Raw genomic sequence first — 14384 nt, 5'->3', positions numbered from 1 at the left:
CGGCATACGCCGCTAGCACAAGGGCATGGGTAATGAGACACGAGCGGGCCTGCCCGAGGGGATAGCGGAAATTCTGGAACAAAGGCCGATCCGGCTGGGCACGCGCGCCTCGCCGCTGGCCATGGCGCAGGCGCGGATGACCGCCGCCGCGCTGCGGGAGCGCTGGAGCCTGGCCGAGGATCAGGTCGAACTGTCGCCCGTGGTGGCGAGCGGCGACCGCATCACCGACCGCCCGCTTGCCGATGTCGGCGGCAAGGCCTTGTGGACGCGCGAGCTCGACTGGTCATTGGGCGGCGGCGCGATCGACCTTTCGGTGCATTCGATGAAGGATGTCGAGACCGTGCGGCCTGACGCCTTCCATATCGCCGCGATGCTGCCGCGCGCCGATGTTCGCGATGTGCTGCTGGGTGCCACGAGCATTGAGGCGCTGCCCGAAGGTGCACGCTTCGGCACCAGCTCGCCGCGCCGCGCCGCGCAGATCCGCTCGATCCGCCCCGATATCACCACCGTGCTGTTCCGCGGCAATGTCGCCACGCGCATCGGCAAGCTGCAGGCGGGCGAGGCCGATGCGACGCTGCTCGCCGCCGCCGGGCTCGACCGGCTGGGCGAGACATTGGACGGCATGGTCTCGGCGCGGCTCGATAGCGACACCTGGCTGCCTGCGCCGTCGCAGGGCGCGGTGGGCGTCGAGGTGCGCGCCGATGACGCACCGATGCGCGCGCTGATCGGCGGCATCGACGACAAGCCCACCTCGATCTGCGTGCGCGCCGAACGCGCGCTGCTGTTCGCGCTGGGCGGCGATTGCCACTCGGCGGTGGCGGCGCTCGCGCGGATGGAGGGCGAGAGCGTGCACCTGCGCGCCATGCTTTATTCGGAGGACGGTGCCGATCGTGTCGCGGGCGAAGCGCGCTTTGCCGCCGGCGATGCACAAGGCCCGGCAGGTCTTGCCGCCGAACTGCTCGCCCGCGCCCCCGAGACGATCACCCGGCTGTTCACCCCCGCGTGATGGCGAGCCCGCGCATCATCGTGCTGCGCCCGCAGCCCGGCGCGACCGCCACCGCACAGGCGCTGCGCAACGCCGGTTACGACCCTGTCGTCACGCCGCTGTTCGCGATCGAACCGGTCGCCTGGACGCCCGCCGACCCGGAAGCCTATGACGCTTTGCTCGTCGGCAGCGCCAATGTGTTCCGCCATGGCGGCCCGGCGCTTGCCGACCTCAAGGGTCTGCCGGTCTATGCCGTGGGCGGCAAGACCGCGCGCATGGCGACTGATCTGGGCTTTCGCGTGCGCGGCCAGGGCAGTGGCGGTCTTGCCGCGATGCTGCCGATGCTGGTCGAGGACGGACATCTGCACGTTCTGCGGCTGGCGGGCGAGGACCGGGTCGATCTCCCCGCGTCGCGCCTCGCGATCGATACGCGCATCGTGTATCGCTCGCGCGCGCTGCCAATGCCCGATGCCCTTCGCAAGGCGCTGACGGGACCTGCGATCGTGCTGCTCCATTCGGCGCGCGCGGCACAGCATTTTGGCACGCTGGTCGACAGCGCTGGGATCGACCGTGGCCATATCAGCCTCGCGCTGTTCGCCCCGGCGCTGGTCGATGCGGCAGGCGACGGCTGGGCCGCGGTGCGCATCGCGGCTGCCGCAGATGACCGCGCCTTGCTGGACGTGCTGCCCATGCTGTGCCAGCATGAGGCGGGACGCCAACAGGCGAAAAAGCCGGAGACCGAATGAACGTGGATACACCCCGCCAGGGAAGCCCGAGCCAGGCAAGCCCCAGCCAGGGGCAAGGGTCGAGCGGGCGCTCGCTGCTGATCCTGCTGCTGCTCGCCTTTGTCGGTGGAGCGGTGCTCTCCGGCTGGATCATCACCCGGTCGGGCTGGTTCGACACGCAGGCCCCGCCCCAGGCTGCGGTCGACCGCAATGTGATCACCGCCGCTCCGGCCAGCCCGGCACCTGCGCCGATTCCGCCATCGATGGCGACCGGCATGCTCAGCGGCCCCGTGCCGCCCGGCGCGCTCGACCAGCGCGTGGCGGAGCTGGAAAACCGGCTGTCGCTGATCAACGTTCAGGCCCAGGCGGCGTCGGGCAATGCCGGGCGCGCCGAAGGGTTGCTGATCGCGTTTGCCGCGCGCCGCGCGCTCGACCGGGCATCGGCGCTGGGCTATCTGGAAGGCCAGTTACAGCTGCGCTTCGGCACGGCGCAGCCCAATGCCGTGGCCACGATCATCCGCGCCTCGAAAAACCCGGTGACGATGGACCAGCTGCGCGCGCAGCTCGACGAGATCGGCCCCTCGCTGGGATCGGGCCGCGCTGCCAATGAGAGCTTCTGGGCGGCTCTGCATCGCGAGGCGAGCGAACTGTTCGTGATCGAACAGGCGGGCAAGGAATCGCAGACCCCGACCCAGCGCGTGCAGCGCGCGCGGCGCTATCTCGAGGCGGGCCGGGTCGAGGCCGCTCTCGGCGAGATCGAGAAGCTTCCCGGTCGCGCCAAGGCTGCGGACTGGATCGCCAAGGCGCGCAGCTATGCCGAGGCACGGCGCGCGCTCGACATCATCGAGAGCGCCGCGATCCTGGAGCCGCGCGGCCTGCGCGACGCCGTCGGTCAGCCGATCGAGCAGCCCTCGCCGCTGGCCCCGCCCGCAGGCTGAGGCCTGTCCGATGCCCGAACCATTGCAAGACCCCGTGATCGTGCTGCTCGCAGGCGGGCAGTCGAGGCGCATGCAGGGTCAGGACAAGGCGCTCGCCGAGATCGATGGTCAGCGCATGATCGACCGGGTGCTGGCGCGGCTTGCACCCCAGGCAGGCACGCTCTGGCTGTCGGCCGCGCGGGATTACGGTACCGCCCTGCCCGTCATTCGCGATGACCCGGAGGCTCCCGCCGGGCCGGTCGGTGCCATCCGGTCGGTCGCTTCGGCGCTGGCAGGCCTGGGCGGCGACGCGTTCGTCACCTGCCCGGTCGATGCGCCGTTCGTCCCCGATGATCTGGCCGCGCGGCTGATGGTCGAGGCTCCGCTCGCCATGGTCGAAGCGGATGGCGCGCTGCAGCCGGTGTTCGCGCTGTGGAGCGCGCGCGCGGTGCTGCAGGCGTTGCCGCCCGAGCGCTGCGGCGAACGCTGGTCGCTGCAGCGGCTGGGCGAGACCATCTGCATGCGCGCGGTATGCTTTCCCGACGCTGGTGCCCTGATGAACGTCAATACGCCGCAAGAGCTTGAAATCGCGCGCCGCCATGCGCTCGATGCGCGTGGGAAACGGCTTGGCGAGGCCGGGTCAACGCGATATTCAGCATAGCGAAAGCCGAAAACCATATAGAGCGGCGCTTTGCCGCCGACACGCGACGCGGCACGCAGCAGGGAACACAGGGGCCAATCTGGCATGGCGGTGAAAGACAAGGGCGGCACGGCCGCACCCAGAAGCGGGGCCCGCCTCTGGTTCTGGCGCATCGTCAAGATCGGTGCCGCGACCAGCTTTTTCGGGCTGATCGCGCTGGTCGTCGCGGTGGCGACGGTGATGGGCTCGCTGCCCAGCTTCAACGATCTCAAATCCTCGCCCAATGGCCAGATGATCCTGGTCAAGGCCGCCGACGGGACCGAGATCATGCAGCTCGGCCCCAGCTTCGGCGAATGGCTCGACATCGAAGACATCCCGCAGGTGATGAAGGATGCGATGATCTCGGTCGAGGACCGGCGCTTCGCCTATCATCCCGGCGTCGACGTGATCGGCATCGGCCGCGCGATCTTCACGACTGCGAGCGGCGGCGGACGGCTGCGTGCGACATCGACGATCACGCAGCAGCTGGCGCGCAACATCTTCCTCAGCAACAGCCGCTCGTACACCCGCAAGATTCGCGAGGGCATACTCGCGCTCGCGCTCGAGCAGAAGTTCAGCAAGGACCAGATTCTCGAGCTCTATCTCAACAAGGTCTATTTCGGCGGCGGCGCCTATGGCGTCGATTCCGCCTCGCGCAAGTTCTTCAACCATGATGCGACCACGCTGTCGCTCGCCGAGGCGGCGATCATCGCAGGTCTTGTGAAGGCGCCGTCGCGCTATTCGCCCACCGCCGACAGCGAGGCCGCGATCGGCCGCGCCGGCGTGGTGCTGCAGGTGATGCAGGATGTCGGCACGATCACGCCCGCGCAAGCCGCCGAGGCCGATCTGGACGCGGTGAAGTTCGCGCCGGAAAAGGGCCAGAATTCGGTGCGCTATTTCACCGACTGGGCGCTGCCGCAGCTCGATACGCTGATCGAGGACAATGACGAGCCGATCGTCGTGTGGACGACGCTCGACCTCAATATGCAGCGCGCGGGCACCAACGCGATCCAAGCCTATGTCCCCGGCGGCGCGCAGGGTGCGCTGGTCGCGCTCGACCGCGACGGCGCGGTCCGCGCGATGGTCGGTGGCACCGATTACGTCACCTCCAATTACAACCGCGCGGTCAGCGCGCTGCGCCAGCCGGGATCGGCCTGGAAGCTGTTCGTCTACATGGCCGCGCTCGAGGCAGGCTACAAGCCCGAGGACATCGTCACCGACGCGCCGATCACCATCGGCGGCTGGACCCCGCGCAACAGCGGCGGCAGCTATGCCGGCGACATCTCGCTGCGCACCGCCTTTGCCTATTCGAAGAACACCGTCGCCGCGCGCATCGGCGAGGATGTCGGCACCAGCACGATCGCCAACATGGCGCGCCGCTTCGGCATCACCACGCCGATCACGACGCTGCCCTCGATGGTGCTGGGATCGTCCGAAGTGCGCGTGATCGACATGGTGCGCGCCTTTGCCGGGGTGAGCTCGGGCGGCGTCGCGATCGCGCCCTATGGCATCACCAAGGTCACGACGGGCAAGGGCGAGCTGCTTTACCAGCACGAGGCGGACATGAGCCAGGTGCTCGTGCCCCCCTATGTCACTGCGGGCATGACCGATCTGCTGCAGACCGCCGTCAATGTCGGCACCGGCCGCGCGGCGCAGATCGGGCGGCCGGTCGCGGGCAAGACCGGCACGACTAACAGCAACAAGGATGGCTGGTTCCTGGGCTTTTCGAGCGGGATCACCACCGGCGTGTGGATGGGCCGCGACGATGCAAGACCCGTCGGCGGCCTGCAGGGCGGCACCGCGCCCGCGCGCGCCTTTGCCGCGTTCATGAAAGTTGCGGTCGCCAAGCGCAAGATCGAGCCGTTCGAGACCGAACTCACCCTGCCCGAATCCGAACTGGAACCCGATGACGAGGCCTATTTCGGCTCACCCGACGACGTGATCTTCATCGACGAGAACGGCAATCCGGTGGGCCAGGGCGAAGGCATCAGCCCGCCCCAGACCGGCGGCGGCATCCCCGGCGAAGCGCAACAGCCCGAACGGCTCGACGAGAATTTCATCGACCGCGCGCTGGGCCGGGACACGCCACCGCAACGCCCGCAGGTCCGCCAGGCCGAACCCAGGCCCCCGGTGCGCAGGCCTCCGCCGAACCCGCAGGAGGATCGGGTGGCGCCGAGGTTGCGCGATGAGGATGAAGGGCAGTAGGATGGGGCGACGCGCGTCCGGTTTCAGCGGCGAGCGTTGGTGACGGTAGTGGCTGCTGAAGGGTGGGCAGGCGAATAGGAGCTTTCGGGTGACGGCCGTATCTCGCGATCCGGCTGCTGCGCGCTGCATTCCTCGCTTGTCTCGACATCCAGAAACGGGCGCTCGATGCAACGGGCTGCTCGCGCCAAGACTGCTGCATTTATCATGTTGCCCTCGCCACCTGCTGCTATCAACGCATCTCGCGCGCGTTCCAGAGTAGCGCGATCGCCCGTTAGGTAGGCGGTAAACCCAGTTACATATGTGTTCCAATCAAGCGCGGCATCTGGAGGCTGATCCGCTCGTCGGGATGCAGCCGCCAGCAACGCTGCGGCTGCGCGCGTACCAGAATCTGCTCCGGAACGCGCGAGATTGCGAGACATGTGGAAGGTCGTGATCGCGTGCTGGCGGGTTGTCAGCAGCGGCCCTGTGGCGAGATAATCGCGGGCAGCCTCAACGGCTTGGACATAACACCCTCGAGAGTTGTACCACATGGGCCCGCCAAGCTTCTGGGTATCAAACTCAAAGTCGTTCCATGAGCGAGCAGCATTACTGGTGCGGACCGCCAAATCATAGCGACAAGCACTTGATGGTCGCACCTCATCACTAGCTGGTGCGGCCTCACTTTGGGTATCGACCGTGGCCACCGTAACGAGAGCAAAGAACAGAGCGAGGAATGCCATGAGGCATCTTTCTCTGAATCGACCTGCTCTCGCAAGCGGTGTGTGGGATGTTGCTTGGAGCCAAGGTTGAGGGACTGGGCTTCAACTCGGTGCCACCGTTACAAGCTAGCGAGCGAGCGTCCGGGAAGGGCAAGCTTGCGATCAGCCGGTAGAGACAGAAACGGGGTCGTTTTCCGAACGGCCGGTTTGTTCGAGGACAGCTTGAACGCCGCCCCTCCCACCTCCGCTCAGCCTGAGCCTGTCGAAGGCCCCGCTATTACGGCCGCGTGCGTGCGTGACCCCCTCTCCCAGCTTCGCCTAATTCGCTGCGCTCAGAAGGCTTCGCAACCGTGGACAGAGCCACTTGCCTCTGTCCAACCCTCGTGGGGGAGAGGGGAGAGTGGCGCGTTCCCGCTCCCCGCAAACGCAATCCGGCCCGGAAGCTTGCGCTGCCGGGCCGGATCGGTTGTCAGTCTATCAGCGTGTCAGAAGCTCAGTGCTTCACGCCCGCCCAGACGTTGCGATAGGCCATATAGCCGAGGCCCGTCGCGATGATCAGGAAGATCAGCACGGCCCAGCCGGTCTGGTGGCGCTTTTCCAGCGTGGGCTCTGCGGTCCACACCAGGAATGCGGCGACGTCCTTGGCCATCTGTTCGCGGGTGGCGTTGGTGCCGTCCGAATAGGTGACGATGCCGTCGCTGCCCAGGGGGTTGGCCATCGCGATGTTCAGGTTCGCGAAATAGGGGTTATAGTTGAGGCCCGGTCCCGGCATCGCGTCGGGGAACTTCTTGGCGAGTTCCGCCGGCGGATCCTGATAGCCGGTCAGCAGCGAATAGACATAGGCTGCACCGCCGTGACGCGCCTTGGTGATCAGCGAAAGATCAGGCGGCAGAGCGTTGTTGTTGGCGGCACGGGCTGCCGTCTCGTTGGCGTGCGGCGAAGGGATATAGTCCTGCGGCAACGGCTTGCGCGTGGTCGGCTCGCCCGTGGCCGGATCGATCGACGGGGTCTGGGTTGCCCAGTTGGCCGCAATCGCCTTCACCTCGTCCTCAGTGTAACCGAGCTCGGTCAGGTTGCGGAACGCGACCAGACGCATCGAGTGACAGGCCGAGCAGACTTCCTTGTAGACCTGGAAACCGCGCTGCAGCTGCTGGCGGTCGAACTTGCCCATCGGGCCATCGCTGCTCAGCGCCAGCTTCTTGGGGTGGAGGTGGAATTCATGTTCTGCCGTCGGCTGGGGCGGCTCGCTGATATAGGCGGCCGCGCCAACTCCGAAGGACACCAGCAGCCAGCCGCTGAAGAACAGCCCGACCAAAAATGCACCAATGCGAATCATGTCGAATGACTTTCCTTTTAGCGTCAGGGCTTATTCGGCCGGCTGCAGCGCAGGGCCGCCAACCGTGCCGGAGCTGTCCTTGCCGAGCACCGCTTCGGTGATCGAGAAGGGCAGCGGCTTGGGCTTTTCGATCTTCGAGATGATCGGCAGGATGATCAGGAAGTGTGCGAAATAATAAGCCGAAGCCAGCTGGCTGAGCATCACATAGGGTTCTTCAGCCGGTGCACCGCCGAGATAGCCGAGCAGCAGCACGTCCAGCACCAGAATGATGAAGAAGGTGCGGAACAGCGGGCGATAGTTGCCCGAACGGACGGGCGAGCGATCGAGCCAGGGCAGAAAGAACAGCAGCAGGATCGATGCGAACATCGCCAGCACGCCGAGCAGCTTGGCCGGCACGATGAAGAAGTCGAAGGTGAAGGCGCGCAGGATCGCGTAGAACGGCCAGAAATACCATTCGGGGACGATGTGCGCCGGGGTCGAGAGCGGGTTGGCCGGGATGTAGTTGTCCGGGTGACCCAGTGCGTTCGGCGCAAAGAACAGCACCGAGCAGAACAGGATCAGGAACACGCCCAGGCCGAAACCGTCCTTCGCGGTGTAATAGGGATGGAACGGCACGGTGTCCGATTCCGACTTCACTTCCACGCCGGTCGGGTTCGACGAACCCGGAATGTGCAGCGCCCAGATGTGCAGGATGACGACACCGGCGATGACGAACGGCAGCAGATAGTGCAGCGAGAAGAAGCGGTTCAGCGCGGCGTTATCGGGGGCGAAGCCACCAAGCAGCCATGTCTGGATCGGTTCGCCGACCAGCGGAATGGCGCCGAACAGGCCGGTGATCACCTTGGCACCCCAGAAGCTCATCTGGCCCCAGGGAAGCACATAGCCCATGAAGGCGGTCGCCATCATCAGCAGGAAGATGACCAGGCCGAGCAGCCAGATCATTTCGCGCGGCGCCTTGTACGAGCTGAAATAGAGGCCGCGGAAGATATGGATATAGACGACGATGAAGAAGAAGCTGGCGCCGTTGGCGTGCGCATAGCGCAGCATCCAGCCCCAGTTCACGTCGCGCATGATATGTTCGGTCGAATCGAAGGCGACCAGCGCGTTGGGCGCATAGTGCATCGCCATGATGATGCCGGTCACGATCTGGATGACCAGCGCGATGCCGGCGAGCACGCCGAAATTCCAGAAATAATTGAGATTGCGCGGCACGGGATAGCCGCCGCCGATCGCACCATAGACCAGACGGGGGAGCGGCAGGCGCTCATCCAGCCATTTGGTCAGATCGGACTTGGGTTCGTAGTGCTTGGCCCAGGAAAAGCTCATGATCTATGCTCCTCAACCGATCTTGATGACAGTGTCTGACAGGAATTCATATTCCGGCACTTCAAGGTTCTTCGGCGCCGGACCCTTGCGGATGCGCGCGGCGGTATCATAATGCGAACCATGGCACGGGCAGAAATAGCCGCCGAATTCGCCCTTCACCTCACCGGCGGCCGCGCCCAGCGGCACGCAGCCGAGATGCGTGCAGACGCCCAGCGTCACCAGCCAGTTGGTCTTGCCCGGCAGCGTGCGGTCGGCGAGCGACTGCGGATCGCGCAGCGACGCCACGTCGACCTTGTCGGCTGCGGCGATTTCTTCCGGCGTCAGGTTGCGGATGAACATGGGCTGTTTTCGCCACACGGTCTTGATCGCCTGGCCCGGCTGCACCGCCGAGACATCGACCTCGGTCGAGGCCTGCGCCAGCACGTCCTTGCTGGGCGCCATCTGCGTGATCAGCGGGATCAGCACCGATGCGCCACCGACGCCAGCAAAGCTGACCGCGGCGATGTTGATGAAATCGCGGCGACGCACGCCATCGGATTCGACGGCAGCGGTGCCATCTTGATTCATCGTGACTTGTTCTGCCATGTCGCTAACCTGACCCTCAAGTTATTGAAAAGGATACGTTTTTTATCGATATAGGAAGCGGCATGGCACGGCTTCGCCCCTGGCCCGTCCGCATGATTGCGGGCCTGATAGACGCAAAATCGTCATCTTGCCAACAGGGAAATTGGCGCGCCGCAGCATCATAGCGCCGATTCTGCGCCGTTATGCCGTGCCGTGCACGCGCCGGACCGAGCAGGACAGGTGACAGCCGCGCCGCGCGCGCTATGAAGGGGCGATGCGCATTGCCCTGTACCAACCCGAAATCGCCGGAAATGTGGGAGCCATTCTCCGCCTGGCCGCTTGCCTGGCGGTGCCGGTGGAGATCATCGAGCCTTGCGGCTTCGTGTTCGACGACAAGCGGCTGAGGCGCGCGGCGATGGATTACGGCCCCCTGGCCGAGATGACCCGCCATGCCGACTGGCCGAGCTTCCAGGCGTTCGCGCGCGACAGCGGCGCGCGGCTCGTGCTGATGAGCAGCAAGGCCAGCACAAGCATCTACCGCACCGCGTTCCAGGACAATGACATCCTGCTGATGGGCTCGGAAAGCGCAGGCGTTCCGGATCATGTGCGCGACGCCTGCGACCTGCAGACCACCATTCCGATGACCGCGGGTGTCCGATCGCTGAACATATCGGTCGCGACCGGGATTGCGCTGGGCGAGGCGCTGCGGCAGACACGAAGACTGGGTGAGGCATGATCGGCCATCACCAACTAGGGGAGCGCGATGACTGACTGGACCGAACAGAAGCCCAAGGCCCGCGCGTGGTTTGAAAGCCTGCGCGACGCGATCTGCGCCGAATTCACCGCGATCGAACGTGAGGCAGGCAGCGACGCGAGCTTCGAATATACCCCCTGGGAACGCACCGAGGCGGACGGAACGCCCGGCGGCGGCGGGGTTCGCGGGCTGATCAAGGGCAAGGTGTTCGAAAAGGCCGGCGTCAACGTGTCGACTGTCGAGGGCCGGTTCAGCGAGGAATTCGCCAAATCGATCCACGGCGCGGGCGAGGACCCGCGCTTCTTTGCGACCGGAATAAGCCTGGTCGCCCATATGTCGAATCCGCACGTGCCTGCGGTGCATATGAACACCCGTTTTCTTGTGACCACCAAGGCATGGTTCGGCGGTGGAGCCGATCTCAACCCGCCGCTGCCTTACGCGCAAGATACGGACGATTTTCACGCCCGGATGCAGGCAGCGTGCGACAAGCACAATCCCGACTATCATGCGAAGTTCAAGGCCTGGGCCGACGACTATTTCTATATCCCCCACAGAGGCGTGCACCGCGGCGTCGGCGGCATCTTCTACGATCATCTCGAATGCCCGGACGAAGCCGCGTTCGACGCGAATTTCGCCTTCACCCAGGATGTTGGCCGCGCGTTTCTGGACATTTTCCCCGCGCTGGTGCGCCGGCGGATGGGCCAGGATTTTTCGCCGGCCGAAAAGCACCAGCAGCTGGTCTGGCGCGGCCGCTATGCCGAATTCAACCTGATCCACGATCGCGGCACGTTGTTCGGCCTCAAGACCGGCGGCAATATCGACGCCATCCTGATGAGCCTGCCGCCCGAAGCGGTCTGGGAATGAGCCGATGACGATCGAGCGGCTCGACCATGTCAACATCATCACCGATGATCTCATGGGCACCGCACGCTTCTATGCCGAGCTGCTCGAGCTCGAGATCCGCCTCGCGCCGCCGCCGCTGACGCCCGACAATGCCCGCTGGGCGCATGACGCTGCGGGCAACGCGGTGGTGCATATCAACAGCACCGACTGCCCGCGCACCTATGACCGCGCGGTCACCCCCGGGCCGACCGGATCGATCCACCATGTCGCCTTCCGCTGCCGGGATTATCCCGCGATGGTCGCCCGGCTGGAGGCGCGCGGCGCGGACTTTCGGGTCAACGAAGTCGAGGCGATCGGCCTCAAGCAGCTGTTCACGCTCGACCCGAACGGGGTATTGCTCGAGCTCAATTTCTTTGCGGGGTAAACGCAAAAAGGGGTGCGGCCGCTGGTGCAGCGCGCGCCCCTCTTGCGGGAATGGAGTTGGCTATCAGCCGTTCACATCGGCCTGGGTCACCGGGACGATGCGGATCTCGACGCGGCGGTTCTGGGCGCGGCCATCCTCGGTGGTATTCGATGCAACCGGCTGCGATTCGCCAAAGCCGCGCGTCGCCAGGCGCGCCGACTGGACGCCGCGGGTAGACAGATAGCTTGCGACCGACTGTGCACGGCGTTCGGACAGCGTCTGGTTATATGAGTCGCTGCCGGTCGAATCGGTATGGCCGTACACGTCGATATAGGTGCTCTCGTACTGGACCAGGGTCGACGCGACATCGTTCAGCGTGTTGCGGAACTCGGGCTTCACCGCCGAGCTGTCGACATCGAAGGTCACCTGGCTCGGCATGTTGAGCAGCAGGCTGTCGCCGTCGCGGACGACGTCGATGCCGGTGCCAGCGGTCTTCTGGCGCAGTTCGCGCTCCTGCTGGTCGAGATAATAGCCGATGCCTGCACCGGCCACCGCGCCGATGCCCGCGCCCACGATCTTTTCGGTCCGGTCGCGGCGACCACCGACGATATCGCCCAGCAGATAGCCGCCGAGCGCGCCGCCGATGCCGCCGATCGCGGACTTGCTGATGCGCTGCTGGCCGGTCTCCGGATCGGTCACGCAGGCACCGAGTGCCAGGCTGGCCAGGCCCGCAAAGGCCGCGATACGGATGGTCTTGCTGTTCATCATAAGCTCCCGCGAAAAGTCTTTCATCGTGCAGACGCGTCGCTGCGTCTCATCCGCTTATTCGGTTTCGCGGCTGAATGGTTCCCGAACCTGAATGTAACATCGTTTAATTTCCGGGAACGCCCAGCCCGTTTGCGGGTCTGGTTGCAGGTGCGAAAGCACGTGACACCGCGCGCGCGCACGATATAGGGTGCACGCTTAACCCTGTAAGGCCCGATGGACCCTCTTCCCCCCTTTCCCTGGCTCGATGTCGTCATCATCCTGGCGCTGATCGTGCTCAATGGCGTTTTCGCTATGTCCGAGCTTGCGATCGTCTCGGCGCGCAACGCCAAGCTGGAAGCGATGGCGCGCGACGGCAGCAACGGCGCGCGCACTGCGCTCAAGCTGGGGTCCGATCCGGGCAAGTTCCTTTCCACCGTGCAGATTGGCATCACCCTGATCGGCATTCTGGCGGGGGCCTATTCGGGCGCGAGCCTCGGCGCTCCGGTCGGTGAGCGGCTGGCGCTGGTCGGAGTGCCCGCCGATATTGCCGACAGCGTCGGCTTTGCGCTGGTCATCGGCGTGACCACCTATCTGTCGCTGGTGATCGGCGAGCTGGTGCCCAAGCAGTTCGCGCTGCGCAAGGCCGAGGAACTGGCGGTCATCATGGCGATCCCGATGGACCTGATGGCGCGCGGCGCGGCCCCGCTGGTCTGGGTGCTCGACCGATCGAGCGCGCTGATCTTCCGCCTGCTCGGGCTGAACCGCGAATCGGAAAATATCGTCACCGCCGAAGAGCTGCAGATGATCTTCGCCGAGGCGACCAAATCAGGCGTGATCGAGGAATCCGAACGCGCGATCATCTCGGGCGTGGTCCGCCTCGCCGACCGTCCGGTGCGCGAGGTGATGACACCGCGCACCGAGGTCGACTGGCTGCCCGCCGATGCCGGGCTTGACGATCTGCGCCGGATCATGGCGGATTCGCCGCACAGCCGCCTGCCCGTCGCCAATGGTTCGGTCGACGCGATTATCGGCATCGTCACCGTGCGCGACCTGCTGACCGCGATCATCGAGGGCGCGCCGCTCGATCTGGCCGCGCTCGCGCGACCTGCTCCAATCGTCCCCGACCGCGTTGATGCGATGGATGCGCTGAAAGTGCTGCAAAAGGGCGAGGTGCCGATGGCGCTCGTCCATGACGAATATGGCCATTTCGAAGGGCTGGTGACGCCCGCCGACCTGCTGCAGGCACTGGTCGGCGATTTCGCGTCGGATCAGGGCGAGGGTGATTCGCCGATGGTGGTCGAACGCGCCGACGGCAGCCTGCTGATCTCGGGCGCGCTGCCCGCCGACGCCATGGCCGAACGCCTCGGCATCTCGCTGCCCGAAGACCGCGATTACGCGACAACGGCCGGCCATGTGCTGCACTGCCTGCGCCACCTGCCCAAGGAGGGCGAGGTGTTCAACGATCAGGGCTGGCGGTTCGAGATTGTCGACATGGACAATCGCAAGGTCGACAAGCTGCTGGTCAGCCGGATCGCCGAAAGCGACTGACCGGCGGCGACGCGCTTATTGCGGTGCGCCTGCGCCCGCGCCCGGCGCACCCACCGCGCCGATATTGCCGAACAGATCCTGGAAGAAAGTGCGCTTGCGGCCGAGCGTCGGCGTCTTTTCGCCTTCGGGATCGATCTTCGCAACCTGATCGAGCCCGGTGAAATCGACCGCCGCGACATTGCCGGCGGCATCGAACTTGACGCGCATCACCTGCTGCGCGGTCGGACGCGGATTGGCAAAGGCGAGCTGGCGCGTGTCGCGCGCGAAATAATACCACTCGCTGTCGCTGAACTGGCCGGTAAAGGTCGGGCGGCCCAGCGTGCGTTCGACCGACTGGCGGTTGTCGACGCCCGGCAGGATCTGGCCCGCCAGCGTCTGGTCATAGATGAAACCCTGATGCCCGCGCAGCTGGCCGCATCCCGCCAGCAGCGGCAGCGCTGCCATCGCCACCAGCAAAGCAGCGCGGGGGCGCGAAAACCGGGTCGCGCGAGAGGTCGGAGCTTTGCTGGTCATCATCATTCCTTGGCGGTCTATCCGCGATGTCTGCGGCGCGATGCTGTCAGGCGCAAGCCATGCCGCATGTCTTGCAACTTGCCGTTGGCGCCTCAATATGCACTAAGCCGCTGCATCACAAGTGGCCAATGAATTGTGGCT

15 protein-coding genes are annotated in these 14384 nt (G+C 65.5%); 9 read left to right on the top strand and 6 right to left on the bottom strand.

The window, feature by feature from the left end; genetic code table 11:
- Window positions 1-25 precede the first annotated feature (25 nt).
- From hemC to AX725_RS13050, 5 genes are all read left to right on the top strand, one after another.
- The gene (gene hemC, locus AX725_RS13070) at window positions 26-1006 is read left to right on the top strand and encodes a hydroxymethylbilane synthase (protein WP_081096869.1); all 981 of its coding nucleotides are present in this window, start codon (window positions 26-28) and stop codon (window positions 1004-1006) included.
- Window positions 1006-1731, top strand: coding sequence for a uroporphyrinogen-III synthase (locus AX725_RS13065; RefSeq protein WP_060979236.1), 726 nt, complete (start codon window positions 1006-1008; stop codon window positions 1729-1731). The genes hemC and AX725_RS13065 overlap by 1 nt, the downstream gene beginning before the upstream one ends.
- Window positions 1728-2648: a mitofilin family membrane protein gene (locus AX725_RS13060; RefSeq protein ID WP_060979237.1), complete on the top strand. Its 921-nt coding sequence runs from the start codon at window positions 1728-1730 to the stop codon at window positions 2646-2648. Before AX725_RS13065 ends, AX725_RS13060 begins: the two co-directional genes overlap by 4 nt.
- Window positions 2649-2658: 10 nt before the next feature.
- A complete protein-coding gene (mobA, locus tag AX725_RS13055; RefSeq protein WP_067512143.1) occupies window positions 2659-3288 on the top strand; it encodes a molybdenum cofactor guanylyltransferase in 630 nt (209 codons plus the stop codon).
- Window positions 3289-3372: 84 nt separating this feature from the next.
- Window positions 3373-5511 carry a transglycosylase domain-containing protein gene (locus tag AX725_RS13050; RefSeq protein WP_060979239.1) on the top strand — a complete coding sequence of 713 codons (2139 nt, stop codon included), beginning with the start codon at window positions 3373-3375 and terminating at the stop codon, window positions 5509-5511.
- Window positions 5512-5534: 23 nt separating this feature from the next.
- Here AX725_RS13050 and AX725_RS20955 read toward each other — a convergent pair whose 3' ends face one another.
- The 4 genes from AX725_RS20955 to petA all read right to left on the bottom strand — a co-directional run bounded on the left by AX725_RS20955 (window position 5535) and on the right by petA (window position 9438).
- The gene (locus AX725_RS20955; protein WP_155645774.1) at window positions 5535-6230 is read right to left on the bottom strand and encodes a hypothetical protein; all 696 of its coding nucleotides are present in this window, start codon (window positions 6228-6230) and stop codon (window positions 5535-5537) included.
- Window positions 6231-6702: 472 nt separating this feature from the next.
- On the bottom strand, window positions 6703-7545 hold the full coding sequence (locus AX725_RS13045; protein ID WP_060979240.1) for a cytochrome c1: 843 nt from the start codon (window positions 7543-7545) through the stop codon (window positions 6703-6705).
- A 30-nt stretch (window positions 7546-7575) separates the two neighbouring features.
- Window positions 7576-8871: a cytochrome b gene (locus tag AX725_RS13040; RefSeq protein ID WP_060979241.1), complete on the bottom strand. Its 1296-nt coding sequence runs from the start codon at window positions 8869-8871 to the stop codon at window positions 7576-7578.
- Window positions 8872-8883: 12 nt separating this feature from the next.
- Complete coding sequence (gene petA, locus AX725_RS13035) at window positions 8884-9438, bottom strand: ubiquinol-cytochrome c reductase iron-sulfur subunit (RefSeq protein WP_208598002.1); 555 nt, start codon at window positions 9436-9438, stop codon at window positions 8884-8886.
- A gap of 271 nt (window positions 9439-9709) precedes the next feature.
- Between petA and AX725_RS13030 the strand changes: the two genes are divergently transcribed.
- From AX725_RS13030 to AX725_RS13020, 3 genes are read left to right on the top strand one after another with little or no spacing between them, the layout of a single operon-like run.
- A complete protein-coding gene (locus AX725_RS13030; protein ID WP_060979243.1) occupies window positions 9710-10171 on the top strand; it encodes a tRNA (cytidine(34)-2'-O)-methyltransferase in 462 nt (153 codons plus the stop codon).
- Window positions 10172-10198: 27 nt separating this feature from the next.
- Window positions 10199-11053 (top strand): oxygen-dependent coproporphyrinogen oxidase, encoded by an 855-nt coding sequence (gene hemF, locus AX725_RS13025; protein WP_060979244.1) that lies wholly within the window; start codon window positions 10199-10201, stop codon window positions 11051-11053.
- Window positions 11054-11057: 4 nt separating this feature from the next.
- Window positions 11058-11456 (top strand): glyoxalase/bleomycin resistance/extradiol dioxygenase family protein, encoded by a 399-nt coding sequence (locus tag AX725_RS13020; protein WP_060979245.1) that lies wholly within the window; start codon window positions 11058-11060, stop codon window positions 11454-11456.
- 63 nt (window positions 11457-11519) lie between these two features.
- On the opposite strand, the gene AX725_RS13015 is transcribed toward AX725_RS13020, so the two are convergent.
- The gene (locus AX725_RS13015) at window positions 11520-12200 is read right to left on the bottom strand and encodes a YiaD family glycine zipper/OmpA-like lipoprotein (protein ID WP_099046536.1); all 681 of its coding nucleotides are present in this window, start codon (window positions 12198-12200) and stop codon (window positions 11520-11522) included.
- A gap of 216 nt (window positions 12201-12416) precedes the next feature.
- On the opposite strand from AX725_RS13015, the gene AX725_RS13010 reads away from it, so the two are divergent.
- The gene (locus AX725_RS13010) at window positions 12417-13730 is read left to right on the top strand and encodes a hemolysin family protein (protein ID WP_060979247.1); all 1314 of its coding nucleotides are present in this window, start codon (window positions 12417-12419) and stop codon (window positions 13728-13730) included.
- 15 nt (window positions 13731-13745) lie between these two features.
- On the opposite strand, the gene AX725_RS13005 is transcribed toward AX725_RS13010, so the two are convergent.
- A complete protein-coding gene (locus AX725_RS13005) occupies window positions 13746-14246 on the bottom strand; it encodes an outer membrane protein assembly factor BamE (RefSeq protein ID WP_060979261.1) in 501 nt (166 codons plus the stop codon).
- Between the last annotated feature and the right edge of the window lie 138 nt (window positions 14247-14384).

The organism is Blastomonas sp. CCH9-A1, from assembly GCF_001557175.1.
GTDB classification, from domain to species: domain Bacteria; phylum Pseudomonadota; class Alphaproteobacteria; order Sphingomonadales; family Sphingomonadaceae; genus Blastomonas; species Blastomonas delafieldii_A.
This window is presented reverse-complemented; position numbering and strand designations above follow the sequence as displayed.